We start from the raw sequence: 24,390 nt of genomic DNA, 5'->3' as shown, positions 1-24,390 counted from the left end.
CGGCGCGGGGCGCGGCCGCCTTCCTCCCGGCCGGTGCCTGACATCCGGCCGGCGACGCCCCACCTGGATCAGGGCATGACCCAAACCGAGAATGACCCCATGCGGGTCTTCGACCGGCGGCTGGTGCGGCGGCGCCGCGACCGGGCCGCCGCCACCGTGGCGCAGGTGGCGCCGGTGCTGGAGGCGGCGGCCGATGGCCTGCTGGACCGGCTGGACGACACCACCCGCCGCTTCTCCCGCGCCCTCGAGATCGGCGGCCGCGGCGTGGTGGCGCCGCGGCTGCGGGCGCGCGGCATCCCCCTGGTCGTCTCCCTCGACCTCTCGCCCCGCATGGCCGCGCTGGCCGGCGGCCTGCCGGTCGCCGGCGACGAGGAATGGCTGCCCTTCGCCCCCGGGAGCTTCGACCTGGTGGTGGCGAGCCTGTCGCTGCACTGGGTGAACGACCTGCCCGGCGCGCTGCTGCAGATCCGCCGCGCCTTGCGGCCGGACGGGCTCTTCCTCGCCTCGCTGCCCGGGCTCGGCACGCTGCAGGAGCTGCGCGAGGCCCTGGCCGCGGCCGAGGGCGAGCTGCGCGGCGGCCTCTCGCCGCGCGTCTCGCCCTTCCCGGAGCTGCGCGACCTGGCCGGGCTGCTGCAGCGGGCCGGCTTCGCCCTGCCGGTCGCCGATGCCGAGACGCTGCCGCTCCGCTACCGCAGCCCGATGGCGCTCTTCCACGACCTGCGGGCGGCCGGCGAGACGAATGCGGTGCTGGCGCGCGACCCGCGGGTGCCGCCCCGGGCGCTGCTGCCGCTGGCGGCGAGCCGGCTGCCCGAGGATGCGGAGGGGATCCGGGCCAGCCTGCGGCTGCTGGTCATGACCGGCTGGGCGCCGCATGAGAGCCAGTCGCAGCCGGCGCGGCCGGGCAGCGCCACGGTGCGGCTGGCCGAGGCGCTCGGGGTGGAGGAGCGCGGCGCGGGCGAGGCGGCCGGGCGGCGGCACTGATCCTCTCGACGGAAGGGCGCCTGGCGCTTGCTTCCCGTGCCCCTCGCGCGCATCTTCTGCCGAAGACACCCCGCCAGAGACAGTCGCGCACCATGGATCAGCAGGGCGGCGATTCCCGCCGCATCACCCTCCATTCCCCCGAGGATTTCGCCCCCATGCGGCGGGCCGGCCAGTTGGCCGCGGCGACGCTCGACATGATCACCCCGCATGTGCAGCCGGGCGTCACCACGGCGGATCTGGACCGGCTCTGCCACGATTACATCCTGGCGCATGGCGCGACCCCGGCGCCGCTCGGCTATCGCGGCTACCCGAAGTCGATCTGCACCTCGATCAACCACGTGGTCTGCCATGGCATCCCGGGCGAGCGGGTGCTGGCCGATGGCGACATCCTGAACATCGACGTCACCGTCATCCTCGATGGCTGGCATGGCGATTCCAGCCGCATGTACGTGGCCGGCCAGGCCTCGACCAAGGCGCGGCTGCTGCTCGACGTCACCTATGAATCGCTGATGCGCGGCATCGAGGTGACCCGACCCGGGGCGACGCTCGGCGATATCGGCCATGCCATCCAGGTGGTGGTCGAGCGCCACCGCTTCTCGGTGGTGCGCGACTTCTGCGGCCACGGCATCGGCCGCCGCTTCCACGAGCCGCCGAACGTGCTGCATTTCGGCCGGCCCGGCGAGGGGCCGGTGCTGAAGCCCGGCATGTTCTTCACCATCGAGCCGATGGTGAATGTCGGCCGGCCGGACGTGAAGATCCTCGACGATGGCTGGACCGCGGTGACGCGCGACCGCAGCCTCTCCGCCCAGTTCGAGCACATGGTCGGCGTCACCGAGACGGGCTGCGAGGTCTTCACCTACTCCCCGGCCGGGCTGCACCACCCGCCCTACCAGGGCTGACCCCGGCCGCGCGGCGCGGGCCCGGCACGCCTCCACGGTAGACGGGGGCGGCCGTTCCGCTATCATAACGCGCATCCCCGACCGGAGGATGCGGCGCCGCATGCCGAAATCCGACCCAGCGCCCGACCCTGCGCTCGGCCCCGTCCGCCGCCGCCCCGCGGCTGGCCCGGGCCGCCGCCCGCCGTGTCCCGCCGGGGCGGTCGCGGTCGGCCCGCCGGTCGGCCCCGCCCCGGATGCGGGCGGCCTGGCCGAGGCGGGGCTGCTGCCCCTGCTGCCGCCGGGCGGGGCGATGCCGGGCCTCCCCGGCCTGCCGCCGCCCCCGGAGCCCGGGCCGCCGGGGCATCTCGGCCATCGCGCCCGCATGCGCCAGCGCTTGCTGCAGGCCGGGCCGGAGGCGGTGCTGGACCACGAGCTGCTGGAGATGGTGCTCTTCCTGGCCCTGCCGCGGCGCGACACCAAGCCGCTCGCCCGTGCCCTGCTCGGGCAATTCGGCAGCTTCGCCAATGCCATCGCCGCGCCGCCGGACGAGCTGCGCGCGGTCGGGGGCCTCGGCGAGGCTGGGGTGGCGGCGCTGAAGACGGTGCAGGCCGCGGCGCAGCGGCTGGTGCGGGCGGAGCTGCGCCAGGGCGTCGTGCTCGATGGCTGGGACCGGCTGATCGACTACCTGACCCTCCATTTGGCGCGGGAGCGGGTGGAGCATGTCCATGTCCTCTACCTCGATGCCCGCAACCGGCTGATCGCCGACGAGGCCCAGGGCCGCGGCACCGTGAACCACACCCCGGTCTATCCGCGGGAGGTGGTGCGGCGGGCGCTCGAGGTGCGGGCGACGGCGCTCATCCTGGTGCACAACCACCCGAGCGGCGACCCGACCCCCTCGCGCGCCGATATCGAGATGACCGCCGAGGTGAAGGCCGCGGCGGCGGTCTTCGGCATCGTGCTGCACGACCACGTCATCATCGGCAATGGCCGGCATGCCTCGCTGCGCCAGGCGGGGCTGCTCTGAACGCTGCCGGGGCCGGTCCGGCCTGCCGGGGCTTTTCACGCGCCGCCGGCGGCGTGCAAAGCTGCGGGGAGGCGGGCGCCGGCGGGATGCCGGGCGGCCCGAGGAGGAGACCAGGCATGACCCCAGACCGCGTCCGCCATCCCCCGCTGCCACGCCTCGCGCCGGGCTGAGCGGCATGCGCCGGATCGATGCGCCGGGCCTGAAGGCCTGGATCGGGGATGGGCGGGAGCTCGCCATCCTCGATGCCCGCGAGGATGGCGAGTTCGGCCGCTCGCACCTGTTCTGGGCCAATCCCTGCCCGCTCTCGCGCGCCGAGCTGCGGGCCCGCGCCATCCTGCCGCGCCTCGGCGTGCGGATCTGCTGCGTCGATGGCGGGGAGGGGGGGCTGGCGGAGCGGCTGGCCGCCTATCTGGAGGGGATCGGCTGCACCGACGTCGCGGTGCTGGAGGGCGGCACCCCGGCCTGGGCGGCGGCCGGCTACGTGCTGTTCTCCGGCGTCAACGTGCCCTCCAAGGCCTTCGGCGAATGGGTGGAGCACCGCTACCACACGCCCTCGGTCGATCCCGGCGAGCTCAGGGCGATGATGGAGGCCGGCCAGGACATGGTCGTGCTCGACAGCCGCCCGATGGACGAGTTCCGCCGCATGTCCATCCCCGGCGCCATCGACGTGCCGGGCGGCGAGCTGGTCTACCGCATCGGCGAGATCGCGCCGCGGCCGGAGACCACCATCGTGGTGAACTGCGCCGGCCGCACCCGCAGCATCATGGGCGCCGAGAGCCTGCGCAGCGCCGGCATCCCCAACACGGTGGTCGCGCTCCGCAACGGCACCATGGGCTGGGAGCTGGCCGGCTTCGCCTGCGACCGCGGCCGCACGGCGAGCTTCCCGCGCGGCACGCCGGAGAGCCTGCCGCTGGCCCTCGACCGGGCCCGCGCCTTCGCCGATCGCTGGGGCGTGCGCCGCCTCGACCGCGCCGGCCTCGCCGCGCTGCAGGCCGAGGCGGACCGCACGACCTACCTGCTCGACGTGCGCGACCCGGAGGAATACCTGGCGGGCCATCTGCCGGGCAGCCGCATGGCGCCCGGCGGGCAGCTCGTGCAGGGCACCGACAATTGGGTCGCGGTGCGCGGCGCGCGGATCGTGCTGGTGGACGATACCGGGGTGCGGGCGCTGATGACCGGCGGCTGGCTGCGCCAGCTCGGCGGCTGGGAGGTGCATGTGCTCACGGACGGGTTCGCCGGCCCGCTTGAGGCCGGGCCCTGGGCGCCGGATTGCCCGGAGGCGGCGGCGCTCTCGCCCGCCACGGTCACGCCGGAGGCGCTGGCCGCCGCGCTCGCGGCCGGCACGGCGCAGGTGGTGCAGGTCACCCGCTCGCTGGAGTTCCGCGAGGGGCATCCGCCCGGCGCGCTCTGGGGCGTGCGGACGCGGCTGGCGGCGCTGCGGCCGCGCCTGGTGCCGGGCCGGCGCAGCGTGGTCGTGGCGGGCGAGGAGGCGCTCGGCCGGCTGGCGGTGCCGGAGCTGGAGGCGCTCGGCCTCGGCCCGGTGGCGCTGCTGGACGGCGGCCTCGCCGCCTGGCGGGCCGCCGGCCTGCCGCTCGCGGCCGACCGGCGCGACCCGGCGGATGCCGACTGCATCGATGTCTATCTCCGCCCCTATGACCGCAACGACGGGGTCGAGGCGGCGATGCGGGAGTATCTCTCCTGGGAGATCGACCTGGTGCACGAGGTCGCCCGCGACGGCGATGCCCGCTTCGGCGAGGCCGCGGCCTGATGCCGCAGGCGGCGGCCGGGCGGCGCCCCTCGCCGGGCTCGTCCCGGGGACCCGCCCTCGCCGGGCCGCTGCGGCGCTGGGCGGGGCGGGCGCTGGATGCGCTGCTGCCGCCGCATTGCCTGACCTGCGACGCGCCGGTGGATGCGCAGGGCCATCTCTGCGCCGCCTGCTTCGGCGGCCTCACCTTCGTCACGGCGCCGCTCTGCCGGCGCTGCGGCGTGCCCTTCCCGCATGCCGGCGCCGGCCTGCTCTGTCCGGCCTGCGAGGCCTGCCCGCCGGCCTTCGAGGCCGCCCGGGCGGCGCTGCGCTACGATGCCGGGTCGCAGCGGCTGATTCTGCCCTTCAAGCATGGCGACCGCACGGACTACGCCGCCCCGCTCGCCCGCCACATGGCACGGGCCGGGGCGGCGCTGCTGGCGCGGGCGGAGCTGGTCGCGCCGGTGCCGCTGCATTGGCGCCGGCTCCTCGCCCGCCGCTACAACCAGTCCGCCCTGCTCGCCGCCCGGCTGGCCCGCCAGGCCGGCCTGCCGCATGCCCCGGACCTGCTGCGGCGCCTGCATCGGACGCCGCCACTCGGGGCGCTGGGCGCGGCGGAGCGGGCAGCGGTGCTGGAGGGCGTCTTCGCCGTCTCCCGGCGCGGCGCGGCGCACATCGCCGGCCGTCGGGTGCTGCTGGTCGATGACGTCATGACCTCGGGCGCGACGGCCGAGGGCTGCGCCCGGGCCCTGCTCGCGGCCGGGGCGGCGGCGGTGGACGTGCTGGCGGCGGCGCGGGTGCCCGATCCGCGCCTGGAGGCCGCGGCCTCCGGCCTCGCGCCGGCCCTGCGGGGAAATCGCCTATAACGCGATATCACTTGCCAGAGAACAATCATTGCGCACATGATCGGAGCCGTGGCGCCGATGACCGGCCTGTCATTCCGGCGCCATGAACCCCCGAGGCATCCGAAACACCGCTGGAGGCCGCATGTCCGAAATCGTGCAGGGCACCCCCCCACTGCCGCGCGATGCATCCCCCTTCACCCTGCCGGTTCGGCGCCGGCGCATCGCCGCCGGGCCGGAGGAGCGGCCGGCCCGGCTGCTCACCATGGTGGCGGTTGCCTTCCTTCTCGCCAGCCCGGTGATCACGGTGCTGCTCGCGGTTCCCTGAGGGTGCTTGACCCGGCCCACCCGGCAGCCAAACTGTTCGCCATGGCCAAGGTCCAGATCTACACCACCGTCTTCTGCCCCTATTGCGAGCGCGCCAAGGCGCTGCTCGGCCGCAAGGGTGTCGCCTTCGAGGAGGTGGACGCCCCGAACGGCTCCCAGGCCCGCAAGGACGCCATCGCGCGCTCCGGCGGCCGCACCACGGTGCCGCAGATCTTCATCAACGGCGAGGCGATCGGCGGGTCGGACGACCTGGTGGCGCTCGAGCGGGCCGGCAAGCTCGACGCCCTGCTCGCGGCCTGACGCATTTTCCATTCGACCTGGCAAGGAGTTGGCACTCGCGCTGCGGGAGTGCCATCCTATAATAATGGGCGACGCGCCCCGGCATCGCCGCGGGCCGGGGAAAGCATGGGATGATCCATTACGACCTGCAGTGCGGCGCCGGGCACGATTTCGACGGCTGGTTCAAGGATAGCGGTGCCTATGAGAAGCAGGCCGCCGCGGGGTTCGTGGAATGCCCGGTCTGCGGCAGCCACGATGTCTCGAAGCGGCTGATGGCGCCGGCGATTCCGAAGAAGGGTCGCAGCCGCGCCAAGGAGGCGCCGCCCGCGCCGCCGCCGCAGGCGGCCGCGCCGCCGCCGACCGGCGGCCAGCAGGCGGCGGCCGGGCCGGTGCCGGCCCAGGTCCTGGCGTTGCTGCAGCGCATGCGCGCCGAGGTCGAGAAGCATTGCGACTATGTCGGCGAGGATTTCGCCGAGGAGGCGCGGCGGATGCAGCGCGGCGAAAGCGACCGGCGCGGCATCTATGGCGAGGCCTCGGAGGACGATGCGGCGGCGCTGCAGGATGAGGGCATCGAGGTGGCCCGCCTGCCCTGGGTGCCGCGCGCCGACGGATGAGGCGGGGGCGCGGGCCTCTCCTCGCGCTGCTGCTCGCCCTGCCGGGCCTGGCGGCGGCGGAGCCGGGCCGGGCCGCCTGGCGCTACCAGGACCCGGCCGGCCGCCTGCTCGGCCGGGCCGAGACCCAGGGCGGCGTCACCCGCTTCACCGACCGGAATGGCCGCCTGACGGGCCGCGCCGAGAGGCGGGGCGGGGTGACGCGGTTCACCGACAATGCCGGCCGCCTGCTCGGCCAGGCCGAGGCAGGGGAGGGGACCCTCCGGCGCCGCGACGCGGCGGGCCGCGCGCGGGGCGAAGGACGCCGGTAGCGCGGGACCGCGGGGGGCCTCAGCCCGCCACCGCCATCATCAGGTAGTTCACCCCGACATCGCGGCTCACCCGCCAGCGGCCGCTCAGCGGTTCCATGCTCAGCCCGGCGATGTCGGCGACGCGCAGCCCGGCCCGGCGCAGCGCCGCGCCGAGCTCGGCCGGGCGGACGAACTGGCGCCAGTCATGCGTGCCGACCGGCAGCAGCCGCAGCAGGTACTCGGCGCCGAGCTTGGCCAGCAGCCAGGAGCGCGGGGTCCGGTTCAGGGTCGAGAGGAACAGGGCGCCGCCCGGCCGCAGCAGCGCCGCGAGGGCCCGGCAGAAGGCCTCGCGGTCGGCGACATGCTCGACCACCTCGAGCGAGAGCACGGCGTCGAAGCGGCCCCGATGCGTCGCGGCCAGGTCCTCCGGCAGGCCCTCGCGGTAGTCGATGGCGAGGCCGCCGGCCGCCGCATGCGCCCGCGCCGTGGCGAGGGCCGCGGCGGCGGCATCGAGGCCGGTCACCGCCGCCCCGGCCCGCGCCAGCGCCTCGGCCGCCAGGCCGGCGCCGCAGCCGGCATCGAGGATGGCGAGCCCCTCGAGCGGCCGCGGCGCCGCCGGGTCGCGGCCGTGGCGGCGCGCGATCCGGGCGATGATCCAGCCCATCCGCGCCGGGTTCATGGCGTGCAGCGGCCGCATCGGCCCCTCGGGGTCCCACCAGGCATCCGCCAGCCGGTCGAATTTGGCGATCTCCGCTCCGATCGCCGTGCCGTCCTCGGTCATCCCGGCCCCATCCCTCCGCCTGCCGCGCCGGCCCCGGCTGCGCGGCAATGTTGCAGCGCGGGGGCCGGCTCTGTATCTGTGCCGGCCTTCCCGCGCGCGCAACCGCGCGGAGAGCGTGACCTCGACCGATCTCCTATGTCCCGGGAAGTGCTCCCTGATGGCCCGCATCGTGATGAAGTTCGGCGGTACCTCCGTCGCCGATCTCGACCGCATCCGCAATGTCGCCACCCGCGTGAAGCGGGAGGTGGAGGCGGGCAACGAGGTCGCCGTCGTGGTCTCCGCCATGGCGGGCGCCACCAACCAGCTGGTCAAGTGGTGCCAGGAGCTCTCGCCGCTGCACGATGCGCGGGAATACGACACGGTGGTGGCGACCGGCGAGCAGGTGACGATCGGGCTGCTGGCGATCGCCTTGCAGGGCATCGGCATCGATGCCCGCTCCTGGCAGGGCTGGCAGATCCCCATCCTGACGGATGGCGCGCATGGCAAGGCGCGGGTCGAGCGGATCGAGGGGGCCACCCTGATCGAGCGCATGCAGGCCGGGCAGGTGCCGGTGGTCGCCGGCTTCCAGGGCGTCGAGCCGGCGCGCAACCGGGTGACGACGCTCGGCCGCGGCGGCTCCGACCTCTCGGCGGTGGCGCTGGCCGCGGCGGTCCGGGCGGATCGTTGCGACATCTACACGGACGTGGACGGGATCTACACCACCGACCCGCGCATCGTGCCGCGCGCCCGCAAGCTCGAGCGCATCTCCTACGAGGAGATGCTGGAACTCGCCTCGGTCGGTGCCAAGGTGCTGCAGACCCGCTCGGTCGAGCTGGCCATGAAGCAGCGGGTGCGGGTGCAGGTGCTCTCCAGTTTCGAGGACAAGCCAGGTTCCCTGGTCGTGGATGAGGAAGAGATCGTGGAACAGCCGATCGTCACCGGCATCGCCTATTCGCGGGACGAGGCCAAGCTCACCCTGCGGCGCGTGCCGGACCGGCCGGGCATCGCCGCCGGCGTCTTCGGCGCGATGGCGGCGGCGAACGTCAATGTCGACATGATCGTGCAGAATCTCGGCGCCGACGGCACGACCGACATGACCTTCACCGTCGGCAAGGCCGATCTCGCCCGCGCCCAGGACGCGCTTGGCAGGGCGCGCGGCGAGCTGGGCTTCGAGGCCGTCCTCGCCGATCCCGAGGTGGCGAAGATCAGCGTGGTCGGGGTCGGCATGCGCAGCCATGCCGGCGTCGCCAACACGATGTTCAGCGCCCTGGCCGAGAAGGGCATCAACATCCAGGTCATCTCGACCAGCGAGATCAAGGTGAGCGTGCTGATCGGCGCCGAGTACACCGAGCTCGCGGTGCGCGCCCTGCACACCGCCTACGGCCTCGACGGCCCGGCCGCCTGATGGCGATGGACAGCCTCGCCCCCGCCGGGCCGCGGCCCGGCCCCGTGCTGCAGCGGCTGATGGCGCGCGGCGCCGCCTTCCTCGGCAGCCGCGTCGCCCTGATGGGCGGGGCGATGAGCTGGGTGAGCGAGCGGCACCTGGTCGCCGCCCTCTCCAATGCCGGCGCCTTCGGCACCATCGCCTGCGGCGCGATGGAGCCGGACCGCCTGGCCGAGGAGATCGCCGGCACCCAGGCGCTGACGGACCGGCCCTTCGGCGTCAACCTCATCACCATGCATCCGCGGCTGCAGCCGCTGGTCGAGACCTGCCTCGCCGCGAAGGTCAGCCACATCGTCTTCGCCGGCGGCATCCCGCCCGGCGCCGCCATCCGCGCGGCGAAGGAGGGGGGCGCCAAGGTGGTCTGCTTCGCCCCGGCGCTGGCGCTGGCGAAGAAGCTGGTCCGCTCCGGCGCCGATGCGCTGGTGATCGAGGGCTCCGAGGCGGGCGGGCATATCGGCCCGGTCTCCCTCAACGTCCTGGCGCAGGAGATCCTGCCGGTGCTGGCGGCCGAGGTGCCGATCTTCGTCGCCGGCGGCATCGGCCGGGGCGAGGCGATCCTCTCCTATCTCGAGATGGGCGCGGCCGGCGTGCAGCTCGGCACCCGCTTCGTCTGCGCCGCCGAGAGCATCGCCCATCCCCGCTTCAAGCAGGCCTTCCTCCGCGGCGCGGCGCGCGACGCGGTGCCGACGGTGCAGCTCGACGAGCGCTTCCCGGTGATCCCGGTGCGGGCGCTGCAGAACGAGGGCACCAAGCGCTTCATGGAGCATCAGGCGGCGGTGCTGGAGCGCTTCCAGTCCGGGGTGGTGACCAAGGAGGCGGCGCAGCTCGAGATCGAGCATTTCTGGGCCGGCGCCCTGCGGCGCGCGGTGATCGAGGGGGATGTCGAGCAGGGCAGCCTGATGGCCGGCCAGAGCGTCGGCATGGTCACCGCCATCCAGCCGGCGGCGGAGATTATCGCCGAGCTGCTCGCCCAGGCCGAGGCGGCGCTCGCCCGGCGGCAAGGTGCCGGCGCCGCCGGTTGAGCGGCTCCCCCGGGCCGCGGCGGCGGCCTGTGGCGCCTGCGTGACGGTGCAGACCGGAAACGCGAAATCGATTTGCCGACATGCCACCTCTGGGTTACAGCCCGGGGCGTGCCGGACGCCATGAAGCGCCTCTCTCCCCCCAATGCCGCGGCACCCGAGCCCACCCGGCTCGGCGCCGAGCTGCGCGACGCGCGCCTTGCCCTCGGCCTGTCGATCGAGGATCTGGCCCGGTCGCTGCGCATCCGCCGCGGCTATCTGGAGGCGCTGGAGGCGGGGCGCCTGGCCGAGCTGCCGGCCCCGGCCTATGCCACCGGCTTCGTCCGCGCCTATGCCCGCGCCCTCGGGCTGGAGGAGGCCGAGATCGTCCGCCGCTTCCGGGCGGCGAGCGGGCCGCAGGCGGCACGCCGGACGGACCTGGTCTTCCCCGAGCCGGTGCCGGATCGCGGCGCCCCGGCGGGGGCGACGATCCTCCTCGGGGCGGTGCTGGTGATCGGCGCCTATATGGGCTGGTATGCCTGGTCCGGGACTGGCGAGCGGCTGGTGGATGCGGTGCCGCCGCCGCCCGCGATCGGCCAGGGACACGGGCAGGGCCAGGATGGGGCGCCAGGCGAGGCCGCGCCGCCGCCGAACCCGGCCGGCGCCAATGCCGCGCCGGTGCCGCCGGCGCTCGCGCCGCCCGCCGGGGCGCCGCCCGTCGCCGCTGCCGCCGGCCCGGCGCCGTCTCCGGCCCCGCCGGGCGAGGGCCGCATCCTGTTGCGCGCCCGCGTCGAGGTCTGGATCCAGGTGCGGGAGCGCCAGGGCGGTCCGGTGCTGGTCAACCGCCTGCTGCATCCGGGCGAGGGCTGGCAGGTGCCGGCGAAGGACGGGCTGCTGCTCACCACCGGCAATGCCGGCGGCCTGGAGGTGCTGGTCGATGGCCAGCCGGTCGCCGGCCTCGGCCCGGGCCAGACGGTGCGTCGCGACCTGCTGCTCGATCCCGAGCGGCTGAAGGCCGGCCTGCCGCCCCTGGCCGCCACGGCGCGCGGCGGCCCCACGCCCTAGGGCCAGCGGCCGGCGTAACCATTTGATGACAATCGGCCCGCTGCGAGCGTGGCATGGCGGGCCCGCGGCGATCAGGCCTATGGGATCGGCGGCGGCGCTGCCATATTGCGCCGAACCGGGCATGGCACCGGACTGCGCCAGGGACGCGCGCCGCGGCGCGCGCCGGGCCTGCTCCAGCCGCGCCCTCGCCGCCGGCCTGTTTCGGAAGATCCGGGATTTCGCATGAGCTACCGCCCCTATCAGCAGATCACCCGCCGCAAGTCCCGCCAGATCATGGTGGGCAAGGTGCCGGTCGGGGGCGATGCGCCGATCACCGTCCAGACCATGACCAACACCCCGACCGAGGATGCGGCGGCGACCATCGCCCAGATCCGCCGGGCCGAGATCGCGGGCGTCGACATCGTCCGCGTCTCCTGCCCGACGCCGGAGAGCACGGCGGCGCTGGCCGAGATCGTGCGCGAGGTGAACGTCCCGATCGTCGCCGACATCCATTTCCACTACCGCCGCGCCATCGAGGCGGCGAAGGCGGGCGCCGCCTGCCTGCGCATCAACCCGGGCAATATCGGCAGCGCCGAGCGGGTGAAGGAGGTGGTGAAGGCCGCCCGCGACCATGGCTGCTCCATCCGCATCGGCGTCAATGGCGGCAGCCTGGAGAAGCACCTGCTGGAGAAATACGGCGAGCCGAACCCGGAGGCGCTGGTCGAGAGCGCGCTCTGGCACGCCGCCCATCTGCAGGACAACGACTTCCACGAGTTCAAGATCAGCGTGAAGGCGAGCGACGTCTTCCTCGCCGTCGCCGCCTACAACCAGCTCGCCGAGGTCTGCGACCACCCGCTGCATATCGGCATCACCGAGGCCGGCGGCCGCCGCACCGGCACGGTGAAGAGCGCCATCGGCCTTGGCAACCTGCTCTGGGCCGGCATCGGCGACACGCTGCGCGTCTCCCTCTCGGCCGAGCCGGAGGAGGAGGTGCATGTCGGCTGGGAGATGCTGAAGTCGCTCGGCCTGCGGCATCGCGGGGTGAAGATCATCTCCTGCCCCTCCTGCGCCCGGCAGGGCTTCAACGTCATCGAGACGGTGGCGAAGCTGGAGGAGCGGCTGGCGCATATCGAGACGCCGCTGACCCTCTCCATCATCGGCTGCGTGGTGAACGGGCCGGGCGAGGCGCTGATGACCGATATCGGCCTCACCGGCGGCGGCGCCGGCCGGCACATGGTCTATGCCGCCGGCAAGACCGACCACCAGATCGATGGCGACCGCATGGTCGACCACCTGGTGGAGCTGGTGGAGCGGAAGGCCGCCGCCATCGAGGCCGAGGAGGCAACGCGGAAGGCCGCCGAGGCCGCGGCCCAGCCGGCGGCCCAGGCGGCCGAGTGAACGGCCTCGGCGTCTCGGCCCTGCTGGTCGGGATGCTCCGGCGGCATCCCATCCCGGGGCTCGACGAGGACCTGGCGCGTCGGGATGCGGCGCTGCGGCGGCTCGGGCTGCTGGCGAGCCTGCATCTGGCGCTGCTGCTGGCGCTGACGCTGACGGCGCGCTGAGCCTGATTGCGCCCGGGGCCGGGGCCCGGGGTCGGGGGCAGGTTCCGGGATACTCCTGGACCGATCCTCATCACCCGCGACCCGCGTCGCTGCCGCAGCGATTGCCGCAGCCTGCGCCCGATCTGCCCCTGAACCCTTGCCCGCCGCCCCGTCGCGCGGCAAACCGCGGCCATGGCCCAAGCCCCGCTCCAGCCCGCCCGTGGCACGCATGACCTGATCGGCGCCGAGTTCCGCCGGCATCACCATGTCATCGAGGTGGCGCGGCGCATCGCCACCCTCTACGGCTTCGAGGAATGGGCGACCCCGATCTTCGAGGATACCAGGGTCTTCGCCCGCGGCCTCGGCGACACCTCGGACGTCGTCTCGAAGGAGATGTATTCCTTCGAGGATCGCGGCGGCGAGAGCATCACCCTGCGGCCGGAGAACACCGCCGGGGTGTGCCGGGCGCTGGTCTCGAACGGCCTGACCCAGGCGAACCTGCCGCGCAAGGTCTTCTATGCCGGCCCGATGTTCCGCTACGAGCGGCCGCAGAAGGGGCGCTACCGGCAGTTCCACCAGATCGGCATCGAGGTGCTGGGCGCCGCCGAGCCGCTGGCGGATGCCGAGGTGATCGCCTGCGGCTGGCACATCCAGCAGGAGCTCGGCATCGACGAGGGCACGGTGCTGGAGATCAACACCCTGGGCGATGCGGCGAGCCGCGACGCCTACCGGGCGGCGCTGATCGCCTATTTCACCGGCCATCGCGAGCAGCTCTCCGAGGAGAGCCGGGCGCGGCTGGAGAAGAACCCCCTCCGCATCGTCGACAGCAAGGACCCGAAGGACCGGGCGCTGGTCGCCGCGGCGCCGACCATCCAGGATCACCTGACTGCCGAGGCGGCCGGCTTCTACGCCGCGGTGAAGCGCCACCTGGAGGCCTTCGAGGTGCCCTTCCGGGAGAACCCCAGGATCGTGCGGGGGCTCGACTACTACAGCCACACCGCCTTCGAATTCGTCACCGACCGGCTCGGCGCCCAGGGCACGGTGATGGGCGGCGGCCGCTACAACGGGCTGGTCGAGGAGATGGGCGGCCCGGCCACCCCCTCGGTCGGCTGGGCGGCGGGGGTGGAACGGCTCTCGCTGCTGCTGGAGGCGACCGGGCTGACTCCCCCGGCGCCGCGGCCGGTCGCGGTCATCCCGGTCGGCGAGGCGGCGGAGGCCGCGGCGATCGACGTGCTGCAATCGCTGCGCGACTACGGGGTGGTGGCCGAGATCGCCTATCGCGGCACCATGAAGCGGCGGATGGAGCGGGCCAACCGCATCGGCGCCGGCGCCGCCGTCATCCTCGGCGAGGAGGAGCTGGCCGCCGGCATGGCGGTGGTGCGCAACCTCGATGCCGGCTCGCAGGAGCGGGTGGCGCTGCCCGACCTGCTGCGGGCGCTGGCCGAGACCGGGGTCGTCGAGAGCGCGGCCCAGGCCATGCTGAACAGCATCCTCGAGGAGGAGCTGGGCGACGATCCGGAGGATGAGGGCGCGGCGTGAGCATCGCGGAGAAGCTCGGCCGCGTCCTGACCCGGGCGGAGGAGCTGAAGCACCTGCTCTCGACGGCCGAGGGCAGCCAGTTCGGCGCCCTCTCCAAGGAGCTCGCCGAGATCGAGCCGGTGGTCGAGAAGGTCGAGGCGCTGCGCGCCGCCGAGCGGGCGCGCGACGAGGCCGAGGCGATGCTGGCCGATCCCGAGCTGCGCGAGCTGGCCGAGGACGAGTACCTGGCGCAGAAGGAGGCGGTGCCGCGGCTGGAGCGCGAGCTGCAACTGATGCTGCTGCCGAAGGACGCGGCGGATGAGCGCAGCGCCATCCTGGAGATCCGCCCCGCCGCCGGCGGCGACGAGGCCGCGCTCTTCGCCGCCGAGCTGTTCCGCGCCTATCAGCGCTATGCCGAGACCCGCCGCTGGCGCTTCGAGGTGATGGAGTACGACGAGAGCGACCTGGGCGGGGTCAAGGGCGCGGTGGCCGAGATCGCCGGCCGCGGCGTCTTCGCCCGGCTGAAATACGAGAGCGGCGTGCACCGCGTGCAGCGGGTGCCGGCGACCGAGACGCAGGGCCGCATCCACACCTCGACCGTCACCGTCGCCGTGCTGCCGGAGGCGGAGGAGGTGGATGTGCAGATCAACGAGGGCGATCTGCGCATCGACACCTACCGCGCCAGCGGCGCCGGCGGCCAGCATGTGAACAAGACCGACAGCGCCGTCCGCATCACCCATCTGCCCTCCGGCATCGTGGTGGCGATGCAGGAGGAGAAGTCCCAGCACAAGAACCGCGCCAAGGCGATGAAGGTGCTGCGCGCCCGGCTCTACGAGGCCGAGCGCTCCCGCCTGGCCGCGACGCGCGCCGCCGACCGCCGCGGCCAGGTCGGCACCGGCGACCGCAGCGAGCGCATCCGCACCTACAACTTCCCCCAGGGGCGGGTCACCGACCACCGCATCGGCCTGACGCTGCACAAGATCGACCGCGTCATGCTGGGCGAGTTCGACGAGATCGTCGATGCGCTGACCGCCGAGGACGAGGCGGCGCGCCTGGCGGCCGAGGGCGCATGAGCGGCTGCGCCGACCCGGCCAGCGCCCTGACGGGGACCGTCGGCGCCTTTCTCTGCCGCGCCGGGCAGCATCTGCGGGCGGCGGCGATCGAGGCGCCGCGGCTGGAGGCGCGGCTGCTGCTGGCGCATGCCATGGGCTGCCGGCAGGAGGATCTGCTGCGCGAGCCGCGCGCCCCGGTGCCGCCCGCCGCCGCCGCCGCCTTCGCCACGCTGCTGCGTCGGCGGCTGGAGCATGCGCCGATCGCGCATCTGCTGGGGGAGCAGGAATTCTGGTCCCTGCCCCTGGCCGTCTCGCCGGCGACCCTGGTGCCGCGGGCGGATTCCGAGACCCTGATCGAGGCGGCGATCGCCGCCTTCCCGGAGCGCGGCCAGGTCCGCCGCATCCTCGATCTCGGGACCGGCACCGGCTGCCTGCTGCTGGCGGCCTTGACCGAGTTTCCGGCCGCGCATGGCATCGGCATCGACCGGGTGCCGGCGGCCGCGGCGCTGGCGCGGGCGAATGCGGCGCGGCTCGGCCTCGGCGGGCGGGCCGGCTTCCTGGCCGGGGACTGGGCCGCGCCGCTCGCCGGGCGGTTCGAACTGGTGCTGAGCAATCCCCCCTATATCGAATCGGCGGCGATCCCCGGCCTGATGCCGGAGGTGGCGCGCCACGAGCCGAGCTCGGCGCTGGATGGCGGGCCGGACGGGCTTGGCGCCTATCGTGCCCTCTGCGCCGGCCTGCCGGGGCTGCTGGCGCCCGGCGGCCGGGCGGTGCTGGAGCTCGGCCAGGGCCAGCAGGCGGCGGTGGAGGCGATCGCCAGGGACGCGGGGCTTGATCCCCTCGGCTGCCGTCCCGACCTGGGGGGGGTGCCGCGTGCCCTGGTGCTCGGCCCGGCCGATCGGGTGACCCTGCGCGCGGCGCGGTAAAAAAACCGATTGGCGGGCCGCCGCGCTGAGGCTAGCTTGCGGCAGGCCCTCGCGGGTGGACGGGCAAGGCCCGCTGCCGGGGCGCGAGGGGCCGAGCAGCGGACGGGCTGTGGATCTGCACGCCGGACGCGACGCCTTTGGAGACATCGACCGCTCGTACCGCAAGCGCCGGGGCATGCCCCGGGGCAGGCGGGGCGGCCCAGCTGCGAGACGGCAGACGCAATACTGATGAACATGAAACGCATGCGCGGCCGCAACCACCGGCATGGTGGTGGCGGCGGGGGTGGTGGCGGCGGCGGTGGCGGTCAATTCCGCCAGTCCGGCCATCAGCCGATGAATCGCAACCATGTCTTCGACTCGAGCGGTCCGGACATGCGGCTCCGTGGCACCGCCCAGCAGCTCTTCGAGAAATACCTGCAGCTCGGGCGCGACGCGACCAGCTCGGGCGACCGGGTGATGGCCGAGGGCTATTTCCAGCATGCCGAGCATTACTTCCGCATCCTCAACGCCATGAGCCAGGCGCAGCAGCAGCGCGAGGGCCAGCACCAGCCGCGCCGCTTCCAGCCGAATGCCGAGACCGGCGAGACGGGCGAGGGGCCGGAGGGGCAGTCCGCCGAGCTGAATGGCCAGATCAACGGCCATGCCCTCGAGGGCGAGGCCGATTACGACGGGCCGCAGCCGGAGACGCGCGAGCCCGCCTGACCGGTCCGCCCGCGCCGCATTGACAGGCGGCCTGCGCCGGCCGCAGGGTCAGGCTGTTCCAAGGGGGGCCCCGCATGGGGCTGAGATACGGCTAAGGCGCCGTGACCCTTTGAACCTGATCCGGGTCATACCGGCGTAGGGAGAGGAACGATGGACGTTGCCCGTTTGGGGACGTCCGCCCCGCGCAACCGATGTTCCCGGATCTCCATCTTTCGAGGAGGTCCATATGCCTGATTCCCTTCCTCCCGACCTGCCGCAGGTGACGACCGGCGCCTTGCCGGCCTCGCGCAAGCTGTACGTGCCCGGGACGCTGCATCCCGGGCTGCGCGTGGCGATGCGCGAGATCGCGGTCGGCGGCGGCGAGCCGGCGCTGCGGGTCTACGACCCCTCCGGCCCCTATACCGACGAGGCGCATCGCGCCGATATCCGCCGCGGCCTGCCCGGGCTGCGCCAGGCCTGGATCGAGGGCCGCGGCGATGTCGAGGCCTATGACGGGCGCGACCCGAAGCCCGAGGATGACGGGCTGAAGGCCGGCGAGCAGCGCAAGGTCCCGGTCTTCGACCGCGCCGGCCGCCGCCCGCTGCGGGCCAGGCCAGGCGCCGCCCCGACCCAGCTCGCCTATGCCCGCGCCGGCATCGTCACGCCGGAGATGGAATACGTCGCCATCCGCGAGAATCTCGGCCGCGAGCGGGCGCGCGAGCAGGCGGCGCGGGACGGGGAGAGCTTCGGCGCCGCCATCCCCGATTACGTCACGCCGGAGTTCGTCCGCGACGAGGTGGCGCGCGGCCGGGCCATCATCCCGGCCAACATCAACCACCCGGAATCCGAGCCGATGGCGATCGGCCGCAATTTCCTGGTCAAGATCAACGCCAATATCGGCAACAGCGCCGTCTGGTCCTCGGTGGGCGAGGAGGTGGACAAGCTGGTCTGGGCCATCCGCTGGGGCGCCGACACGGTGATGGACCTCAGCACCGGGCGGAACATCCACACCACGCGCGAATGGATCATCCGCAACAGCCCGGTGCCCATCGGCACCGTGCCGATCTACCAGGCGCTCGAGAAGGTGGGCGGCAAGGCGGAGGAGCTGAGCTGGGAGATCTTCCGCGACACGCTGATCGAGCAGGCCGAGCAGGGAGTGGACTACTTCACCATCCATGCCGGGGTGCGGCTGCCCTATATCCCGCTGACGGCCAAGCGCGTCACCGGCATCGTCTCGCGCGGCGGCTCGATCATGGCCAAGTGGTGCCTGGCGCATCACCGGGAGAGCTTCCTCTACGAGCGCTTCGACGAGATCTGCGAGATCATGCGGGCCTATGACGTCAGCTTCTCGCTCGGCGACGGGCTGCGGCCCGGCTCCATCGCCGACGCCAACGACGCGGCGCAGTTCGCCGAGCTGGAGACGCTGGGCGAGCTGACCCAGGTCGCCTGGAAGCACGACTGCCAGGTGATGATCGAGGGACCGGGCCATGTGCCCATGCACAAGATCAAGGAGAACATGGACAAGCAGCTCCGGGAATGCGGGGAGGCGCCCTTCTACACCCTCGGCCCGCTGACCACGGATATCGCGCCGGGCTACGACCACATCACCTCCGGCATCGGCGCGGCGATGATCGGCTGGTTCGGCACGGCGATGCTCTGCTACGTCACGCCGAAGGAGCATCTCGGCCTGCCGGACCGGGACGACGTGAAGACCGGCGTCATCACCTACAAGATCGCGGCGCATGCCGCTGATCTCGCCAAGGGCCATCCGGCGGCGAAGCTCCGGGACGATGCGCTGAGCCGGGCGCGCTTCGAATTCCGCTGGCGCGACCAGTTCAACCTCTCCCTCGACCCGGAGACGGCGGAGCGCTTCCACGACCAGACCCTGCCGGCCGAGGGCGCCAAGCTGGCGCATTTCTGCTCCATGTGCGGGCCGAAATTCTGCTCCATGAAGATCAGCCAGGATATCCGCGCCGCGGCCGAGAAGGGCATGGAGGAGATGTCGGAGAGATTCCGCAACGATGGCGGGCGGATCTACGCCACGCCGCGGCCGGCGGCGGAATGATGGCTTTCCCCACGACGCCGCGTAGCGGCGTCGTGGGGCCCCCGTGATGCGCCCAGTGACCTGAGCGCGTCACAGCCTGCCGCGGCCAAGCCGCGGCAGGGCAACGGGCAGCGACCCGATGCGCTACGGCGGCATCAATGCAGCAGGTCGCCCTCCAGCGGTTCCAGCGCGTCGCCGACCGCGATCCGGCCGCCCTCGACGACCTCGGCATAGACGCCGAGATCGGCATGGCCGAAATGCTGCCGCAGCCATTTCGGCGGCAGGGCGTCCCGCTCGGCGGTCTCCGGGTTCACCTCGGTCGCCGGACAGCGGACGATGCGCTTGAAGACGCGAAGGCGGGCGGCGCCGAGCTGGATCTCCTGGCCGAGCAGGTCGAACTCCGCCCAGGGCCGCGCCCCCGAGACATAGATATTGGCCCGGAAGCGCAGCGGGTCGAGATGCATCCCCGCCTTCTCCTCCAGCGCATGCAGGCTGGAGAGGCCGATGATGGAGACGCATTTCGCCGCGACATCGGTGAAATTATGCCCCGGCGCCTCCAGGAAGCGGGGCGTGCCGCGCGCCTCCTCGCCGAGGAAACGGGTGAGGAAGGCGGCGATCTCGGCCCGGCCCTCCACGGTCCGGGTGCTGGCGAGCAGCGGCGGCGCCTCGGGCGCGCGGATGGCCAGCAGCCCGGTCTTCGGATCGAAGGCGGTGTGCAGCAGGGCGAGCCGGGCATTGGCCATCAGGCAGCCGAAATGCCGCTTCGACAGCCAGGCCGGCGTGGCCGGATCGAAGGGCGCGTCGCCCTGGGCCAGGGCGAAGCGGCGGTCATGCGGCAGGCATTGGCCGGGCGTGAGAGAAACCTCCTCCAGCGCCTCGGCAGTCAGGCCCTTCACCGGATAGCGGTAGATCTGCTCGATACGCATCGGACCATTTTCCTTCCCGCGGACCTTGACCCAGGCCAAGGCGAAATACCACATCCCGGATGAACTTGGTCCCCGCTGCTGCCTCTTGAGGGGTGGCGGGGCCGGTCGCCGGAGACTCGGCGGGCCGAGCGGACAACCGGGGCGCGCGAGCGCTGCCGGTCCGCGGTCCGCAGATGAGGGACGCAGAGAATGGACATCGAGAAATTCACCGATCGCGCGAAAGGCTTCCTGCAGGCCGCGCAGACCATCGCCATCCGGGACTATCACCAGCGGGTCACGCCCGAGCATCTGCTGAAGGCGCTGCTCGACGATGAGCAGGGCGCGGCCGCCGGGCTGATCAAGGCCGCCGGCGGCGATCCCGCCCGCGCCAAGCAGGCCGTGGACGCCGAGGTCGGCCGCCAGCCCAAGGTGACGGGCGGCGGCGCCGGACAGCCGCAATTCACCCCCGACATCGTCCGCGTGCTGGATGCGGCGCAGAGCCAGGCGCAGAAGGCCGGCGACAGCTTCGTCGCCCAGGACCGGCTGCTGGTCGCGCTCGCGGCGAGCGACGGCCCGGCCGGCCGCATCCTGAAGCAGGCCGGCGCCGATGCGCAGCGGCTCGAGGCCGCCGTCGCCGATCTGCGCAAGGGCCGCAAGGTCGACAGCCAGAATGCCGAGGAGCAGTTCGACGCGCTGAAGAAATACGCCCGCGACATCACCGAGGCGGCGCGCGAGGGCAAGCTCGACCCGGTGATCGGCCGGGACGAGGAGATCCGCCGCGCCATCCAGGTGCTGGCGCGCCGCACCAAGAACAACCCGGTGCTGATCGGCGAGCCCGGCGTCGGCAAGACGGCGATCGTCGAAGGGCTGGCGCTGCGCATCATCAAGGGCGACGTGCCCGAGGCGCTGAAGGACAAGCGCGTCATGGCGCTCGACCTCGGCGCTATGGTGGCCGGCGCCAAGTATCGCGGCGAGTTCGAGGAGCGGCTGAAGGGCGTGCTGCAGGAGGTCGAGCAGGCCGCCGGCGACATCATCCTCTTCATCGACGAGATGCACACCCTGGTCGGCGCCGGCAAGGCCGATGGCGCGATGGACGCCTCGAACCTGCTGAAGCCGGCGCTCGCCCGCGGCGAGCTGCACTGCATCGGCGCGACCACGCTCGACGAGTACCGCAAGCATGTCGAGAAGGACGCGGCGCTGGCCCGGCGTTTCCAGCCGGTCTTCGTCGGCGAGCCCCCGGTCGAGGACACGATCAGCATCCTGCGCGGCATCAAGGACAAGTACGAGACGCATCACGGCGTCCGCATCACCGACAGCGCGCTGGTCGCTGCGGCGACGCTCTCCAACCGCTACATCACCGACCGCTTCCTGCCCGACAAGGCGATCGACCTGGTGGACGAGGCTGCCTCGCGGCTGCGCATGCAGGTCGACAGCAAGCCGGAGGAGCTGGACGAGCTCGACCGGCGGCTGATGATGCTGAAGATCGAGCGCGAGGCGCTGAAGAAGGAGGACGACGCCGCCTCCAAGGACCGGTTGCAGCGGCTGGAGAAGGAGCTTGCCGATCTTGAGGAGCGCTCGCGCGAGATGACGCAGCGCTGGGAGTCGGAGAAGGGCAAGGTGGTCGCCACCAAGAAGGCGAAGGAGGAGCTGGACAAGGCCCGCACCGAGCTGGAGCTGGCCGAGCGCAAGGGCGATTTCGGCCGCGCCGGCGAGCTGAAATACGGCATCATCCCAGGCCTCGAGAAGCAGATCGCCTCGGCCGGCGACGGCGACGGGCGGCTGGTGAACGAGGCGGTGACCGAGGAGGGCATCGCCGCGGTGGTCAGCCGCTGGACCGGTATCCCGGTCGAGAAGATGCTGGAGGGCGAGCGGGCCAAGCTGATCCGCATGGAGGACCAGCTCCGCAAGCGCGTGGTCGGCCAGGAGGAGGCGCTGGAGGCGGTCTCGAAGGCGGTGCGGCGCGCCCGCGCCGGGCTGCAGGACCCGAACCGGCCGATCGGCAGCTTCCTCTTCCTCGGCCCGACCGGCGTCGGCAAGACCGAGCTGGTGAAGGCGCTGGCGAGCTTCCTCTTCGACGACGATCGGGCGATGACCCGCATCGACATGTCGGAGTTCATGGAGAAGCACTCGGTCTCGCGGCTGATCGGCGCCCCGCCCGGCTATGTCGGCTATGACGAGGGCGGCGTGCTGACCGAGGCGGTGCGGCGGCGGCCCTACCAGGTCATCCTCTTCGACGAGGTCGAGAAGGCGCATGAGGATGTCTTCAACGTCCTGCTCCAGGTGCTGGACGACGGACGGCTGACGGACGGCCAGGGGCGGACGGTCGATTTCCGCAACACCATCATCGTGCTGACCAGCAACCTCGGCAGCCAGGCGATCGCCGAGCTGCCGGAGAATGCCGATATCGAGGCGGCGCGGCCGGCGGTGATGCGGGCGGTGCGCGACCGCTTCCGGCCGGAATTCCTCAACCGGCTGGACGAGATCGTGCTGTTCCGGCGCCTGGCGCGCGGCGACATGTCGGCGATCGTCGACATCCAGCTCGACCGGCTGCGCAAGCTGCTGGCCGACCGCAAGATCAGCCTCGACCTCGACGAGAAGGCGCGGGAGTGGCTGGCCGAGGCGGGCTACGACCCGACCTATGGCGCGCGGCCGCTGAAGCGGGTGATCCAGCGCAGCCTGCAGGACAAGCTGGCGAACATGCTGCTCGAGGGCAGCATCCACGACGGCGAGACGCTGCGGGTGACCGCGGGCGCCGACGGCCTCGAGGTGGCGCCGGCGCCGCTCGCCGCGGCGGCCTGATCCCGGTGCCCCGATGCGCAGCCGCGCATCGGGGCACCGGACACGAAGGCGGCGCGCCCCGGTCCCCCGGGGCGCGCCGCCCGTGTCTTCGGGAGGGGGGAGGCGGGTCTACTCGGCCGCGGCGACCTCCTGCATCGGCTGCAGATGGGCGAGCTGCGTCATGAGGCCCTGGCGCGTGGCCTGGAAGGCGGCGAGCTCGGCGTCCGCCAGCACCGCGGCCGGCTCCGTGCGCGCCTTCGTGGGATCGATCTGGGTGCCGCCCTCGGCGATCTCGTAGTGCAGGTGGTTGCCGGTGGCGAGGCCGGTGCGGCCGACGCGGCCGACCAGCTCGCCCTGGCGCACGCGATCGCCCGCCTTCAGCCCCGGCGCGAAGGCGGAGAGATGCGCGTAGCGTGTCGTCCTGTCCCCCGCATGCTGCAGCGTGATCACGCGCCCATAGCCGCCCATCCAGCCGATCTGGACCACCTCGCCATCGGCGGCGGCGAGCACCGGCGTGCCCCGCGGCGCGGCGAAGTCGATGCCCTGGTGCCGGCGGGTGTAGCCGAGCACGGGATGCGAGCGCATGCCGAAGCCCGAGGTCACCCGCGCGCCGTCGAGCGGCGTACGCAGGAAGGCGCGGCGCAGGCTGCGGCCCTCGTCGTCGAACCAGTCGGGCCCGGCCGCCGTGTCGTAGCGCCAGAGGGAGAGGCGGCGGCCGCCGAAGGAGAAGGCGGCATGCAGCATGCGGCCCTCATGCAGCAGGTCGCCGGCGGGATCGCGGTACCGCTCGAAGAGAATCTCGAAATGGTCGCCTGGCCGGATGTCGCGCTGGAAATCGAGCTCATGCGCAAGGCCGCGCACCAGCTCGCGGCCGAGGCCGTCCGGCAGCCCGGCGGCGCGCAGATCGTCGAGCAGGTCCTCGTGAATGCCGCCGCGGGCCAGCACGAGGTGGCGGCGCTGGCCCTCCATGGCCTCATAGGCAATCCAGCCGGTGGGCGTGCGGGTCACGGTGACGGTGCGGCCCGGCTGCGCCTGCAGCGAGACGGCGATCAAGGCATCGTCGCCCGGCGCCTGGCGCAGCGTCAGCGCATGGCCCGCCGGCAGCGCGACCTTCGGCGGCAGCAGCGGGGCAAGCGCGGAGACGGCCGGCTCCACCTCGCGCCGTTCGACGCCGGCCGCGGCCAGGACCTGCGCGACGGTCTGGCCACGGCGGGCGACGACGGTGCGCACGGTGGCGGCGTCGCGGAGGGCAGGCGCAGCATGGGCCGCGAGCAGGGTGCGCGGCGCCGATACGGTGGGCTCGGCGAAGGCAGGGCAGGCGGCGCCGCCGAGCGCCAGGCACAGGAAAGCCAGCCAGCGCCGATGGCGCCGGATGCGATGCAGCATGGAAGACCCCCTCCCAGGGCTGAAATCTGGCGTAACCCTTCCAATGAGAATCACGCCAAGTCAATAGGTTGAACGGTGCGGTTGCAGTACGAGATGAGCGCTGCCGCCGGGTTCAACGTTATTGCGCGAAGGGGGTTTGACAGGGTGCCGGAAGGGGCATAGAAGCCGGCCTCCCTCGCCGGACCGGTTGGTCGGGCCGGGGGTCCAGAGCATTGGCGGGGAGGCCCGCTGGCTCTTGTTCATTGAAATTCGTATCTGGTTTTGGAAGTTGCGTATTGAGAGATGCGTTGCTGCTTGGGTTGTTCTGTTTCGGACGGCTGGGTGGTGCGGTTCTGTT

The 24,390-nt window shown here is 73.0% G+C and carries 23 protein-coding genes and 1 riboswitch; of the genes, 20 read left to right on the top strand and 3 right to left on the bottom strand.

The window, feature by feature from the left end; all coding sequences use genetic code 11:
- Positions 1 to 75 precede the first annotated feature (75 nt).
- The 9 genes from DOO78_RS08975 to DOO78_RS08935 all read left to right on the top strand — a co-directional run bounded on the left by DOO78_RS08975 (position 76) and on the right by DOO78_RS08935 (position 6,997).
- Positions 76 to 981: a methyltransferase domain-containing protein gene (locus DOO78_RS08975; RefSeq protein WP_111469639.1), complete on the top strand. Its 906-nt coding sequence runs from the start codon at positions 76 to 78 to the stop codon at positions 979 to 981.
- A 92-nt stretch (positions 982 to 1,073) separates the two neighbouring features.
- Positions 1,074 to 1,880, top strand: coding sequence for a type I methionyl aminopeptidase (gene map, locus DOO78_RS08970; RefSeq protein WP_111469423.1), 807 nt, complete (start codon positions 1,074 to 1,076; stop codon positions 1,878 to 1,880).
- A gap of 289 nt (positions 1,881 to 2,169) precedes the next feature.
- Positions 2,170 to 2,883: a RadC family protein gene (gene radC, locus DOO78_RS08965; RefSeq protein ID WP_111469638.1), complete on the top strand. Its 714-nt coding sequence runs from the start codon at positions 2,170 to 2,172 to the stop codon at positions 2,881 to 2,883.
- A gap of 175 nt (positions 2,884 to 3,058) precedes the next feature.
- Complete coding sequence (locus tag DOO78_RS08960) at positions 3,059 to 4,651, top strand: rhodanese-like domain-containing protein (RefSeq protein ID WP_111469422.1); 1,593 nt, start codon at positions 3,059 to 3,061, stop codon at positions 4,649 to 4,651.
- A complete protein-coding gene (locus tag DOO78_RS08955) occupies positions 4,651 to 5,493 on the top strand; it encodes a ComF family protein (protein WP_111469421.1) in 843 nt (280 codons plus the stop codon). Before DOO78_RS08960 ends, DOO78_RS08955 begins: the two co-directional genes overlap by 1 nt.
- Before the next feature lie 121 nt (positions 5,494 to 5,614).
- Complete coding sequence (locus DOO78_RS08950) at positions 5,615 to 5,797, top strand: hypothetical protein (protein WP_111469420.1); 183 nt, start codon at positions 5,615 to 5,617, stop codon at positions 5,795 to 5,797.
- A 41-nt stretch (positions 5,798 to 5,838) separates the two neighbouring features.
- Positions 5,839 to 6,096, top strand: coding sequence for a glutaredoxin 3 (gene grxC, locus DOO78_RS08945; RefSeq protein ID WP_111469419.1), 258 nt, complete (start codon positions 5,839 to 5,841; stop codon positions 6,094 to 6,096).
- Positions 6,097 to 6,206: 110 nt separating this feature from the next.
- Positions 6,207 to 6,689, top strand: a complete 483-nt coding sequence (locus DOO78_RS08940) for a DUF1178 family protein (protein ID WP_111469418.1) — start codon at positions 6,207 to 6,209, stop codon at positions 6,687 to 6,689.
- The gene (locus DOO78_RS08935; RefSeq protein WP_111469417.1) at positions 6,686 to 6,997 is read left to right on the top strand and encodes a hypothetical protein; all 312 of its coding nucleotides are present in this window, start codon (positions 6,686 to 6,688) and stop codon (positions 6,995 to 6,997) included. Before DOO78_RS08940 ends, DOO78_RS08935 begins: the two co-directional genes overlap by 4 nt.
- A 19-nt stretch (positions 6,998 to 7,016) precedes the next feature.
- Here the strand turns inward: DOO78_RS08935 and ubiG are convergent, their stop codons facing one another.
- Positions 7,017 to 7,757 (bottom strand): bifunctional 2-polyprenyl-6-hydroxyphenol methylase/3-demethylubiquinol 3-O-methyltransferase UbiG, encoded by a 741-nt coding sequence (gene ubiG / locus DOO78_RS08930; RefSeq protein WP_111469416.1) that lies wholly within the window; start codon positions 7,755 to 7,757, stop codon positions 7,017 to 7,019.
- Between the two features lie 157 nt (positions 7,758 to 7,914).
- Here ubiG and DOO78_RS08925 point away from each other — a divergent pair, with 157 nt between their 5' ends.
- From DOO78_RS08925 to thiC, 10 genes are all read left to right on the top strand, one after another.
- Positions 7,915 to 9,141, top strand: coding sequence for an aspartate kinase (locus tag DOO78_RS08925; RefSeq protein WP_111469415.1), 1,227 nt, complete (start codon positions 7,915 to 7,917; stop codon positions 9,139 to 9,141).
- On the top strand, positions 9,141 to 10,202 hold the full coding sequence (locus DOO78_RS08920) for an NAD(P)H-dependent flavin oxidoreductase (RefSeq protein ID WP_111469414.1): 1,062 nt from the start codon (positions 9,141 to 9,143) through the stop codon (positions 10,200 to 10,202). The genes DOO78_RS08925 and DOO78_RS08920 overlap by 1 nt, the downstream gene beginning before the upstream one ends.
- 108 nt (positions 10,203 to 10,310) lie before the next feature.
- A complete protein-coding gene (locus DOO78_RS08915) occupies positions 10,311 to 11,243 on the top strand; it encodes a helix-turn-helix domain-containing protein (RefSeq protein ID WP_165838801.1) in 933 nt (310 codons plus the stop codon).
- 222 nt (positions 11,244 to 11,465) lie between these two features.
- Positions 11,466 to 12,620 (top strand): flavodoxin-dependent (E)-4-hydroxy-3-methylbut-2-enyl-diphosphate synthase, encoded by a 1,155-nt coding sequence (ispG, locus tag DOO78_RS08910; protein WP_111469412.1) that lies wholly within the window; start codon positions 11,466 to 11,468, stop codon positions 12,618 to 12,620.
- Entirely contained in the window at positions 12,617 to 12,784 is a 168-nt protein-coding gene (locus tag DOO78_RS27435) for a hypothetical protein (RefSeq protein WP_165838800.1), read from the top strand. Before ispG ends, DOO78_RS27435 begins: the two co-directional genes overlap by 4 nt.
- Before the next feature lie 171 nt (positions 12,785 to 12,955).
- Complete coding sequence (gene hisS, locus DOO78_RS08900; RefSeq protein ID WP_111469411.1) at positions 12,956 to 14,302, top strand: histidine--tRNA ligase; 1,347 nt, start codon at positions 12,956 to 12,958, stop codon at positions 14,300 to 14,302.
- Positions 14,299 to 15,354: a peptide chain release factor 1 gene (gene prfA / locus DOO78_RS08895; protein ID WP_111469410.1), complete on the top strand. Its 1,056-nt coding sequence runs from the start codon at positions 14,299 to 14,301 to the stop codon at positions 15,352 to 15,354. The genes hisS and prfA overlap by 4 nt, the downstream gene beginning before the upstream one ends.
- Positions 15,351 to 16,259, top strand: coding sequence for a peptide chain release factor N(5)-glutamine methyltransferase (gene prmC, locus DOO78_RS08890; protein WP_111469409.1), 909 nt, complete (start codon positions 15,351 to 15,353; stop codon positions 16,257 to 16,259). Before prfA ends, prmC begins: the two co-directional genes overlap by 4 nt.
- Positions 16,260 to 16,487: 228 nt before the next feature.
- A complete protein-coding gene (locus tag DOO78_RS08885; RefSeq protein WP_111469408.1) occupies positions 16,488 to 16,961 on the top strand; it encodes a DUF4167 domain-containing protein in 474 nt (157 codons plus the stop codon).
- 51 nt (positions 16,962 to 17,012) lie between these two features.
- Positions 17,013 to 17,121: riboswitch (TPP riboswitch) on the top strand.
- 66 nt (positions 17,122 to 17,187) lie between these two features.
- Positions 17,188 to 19,005 carry a phosphomethylpyrimidine synthase ThiC gene (gene thiC, locus DOO78_RS08880; RefSeq protein WP_111469407.1) on the top strand — a complete coding sequence of 606 codons (1,818 nt, stop codon included), beginning with the start codon at positions 17,188 to 17,190 and terminating at the stop codon, positions 19,003 to 19,005.
- 134 nt (positions 19,006 to 19,139) lie between these two features.
- Here thiC and DOO78_RS27065 read toward each other — a convergent pair whose 3' ends face one another.
- Entirely contained in the window at positions 19,140 to 19,910 is a 771-nt protein-coding gene (locus DOO78_RS27065; protein ID WP_165838799.1) for an MOSC domain-containing protein, read from the bottom strand.
- Positions 19,911 to 20,099: 189 nt separating this feature from the next.
- Here DOO78_RS27065 and clpB point away from each other — a divergent pair, with 189 nt between their 5' ends.
- A complete protein-coding gene (gene clpB / locus DOO78_RS08870) occupies positions 20,100 to 22,688 on the top strand; it encodes an ATP-dependent chaperone ClpB (protein WP_111469406.1) in 2,589 nt (862 codons plus the stop codon).
- Positions 22,689 to 22,796: 108 nt separating this feature from the next.
- Here the strand turns inward: clpB and DOO78_RS08865 are convergent, their stop codons facing one another.
- A complete protein-coding gene (locus tag DOO78_RS08865) occupies positions 22,797 to 24,053 on the bottom strand; it encodes a peptidoglycan DD-metalloendopeptidase family protein (RefSeq protein ID WP_111469405.1) in 1,257 nt (418 codons plus the stop codon).
- Between the last annotated feature and the right edge of the window lie 337 nt (positions 24,054 to 24,390).

Source organism: Roseicella frigidaeris (assembly GCF_003258945.1).
GTDB lineage: Bacteria > Pseudomonadota > Alphaproteobacteria > Acetobacterales > Acetobacteraceae > Paracraurococcus > Paracraurococcus frigidaeris.
Note: the sequence above shows the minus strand (reverse complement) of the source record. Positions and strands in the feature narration are given on the sequence as shown.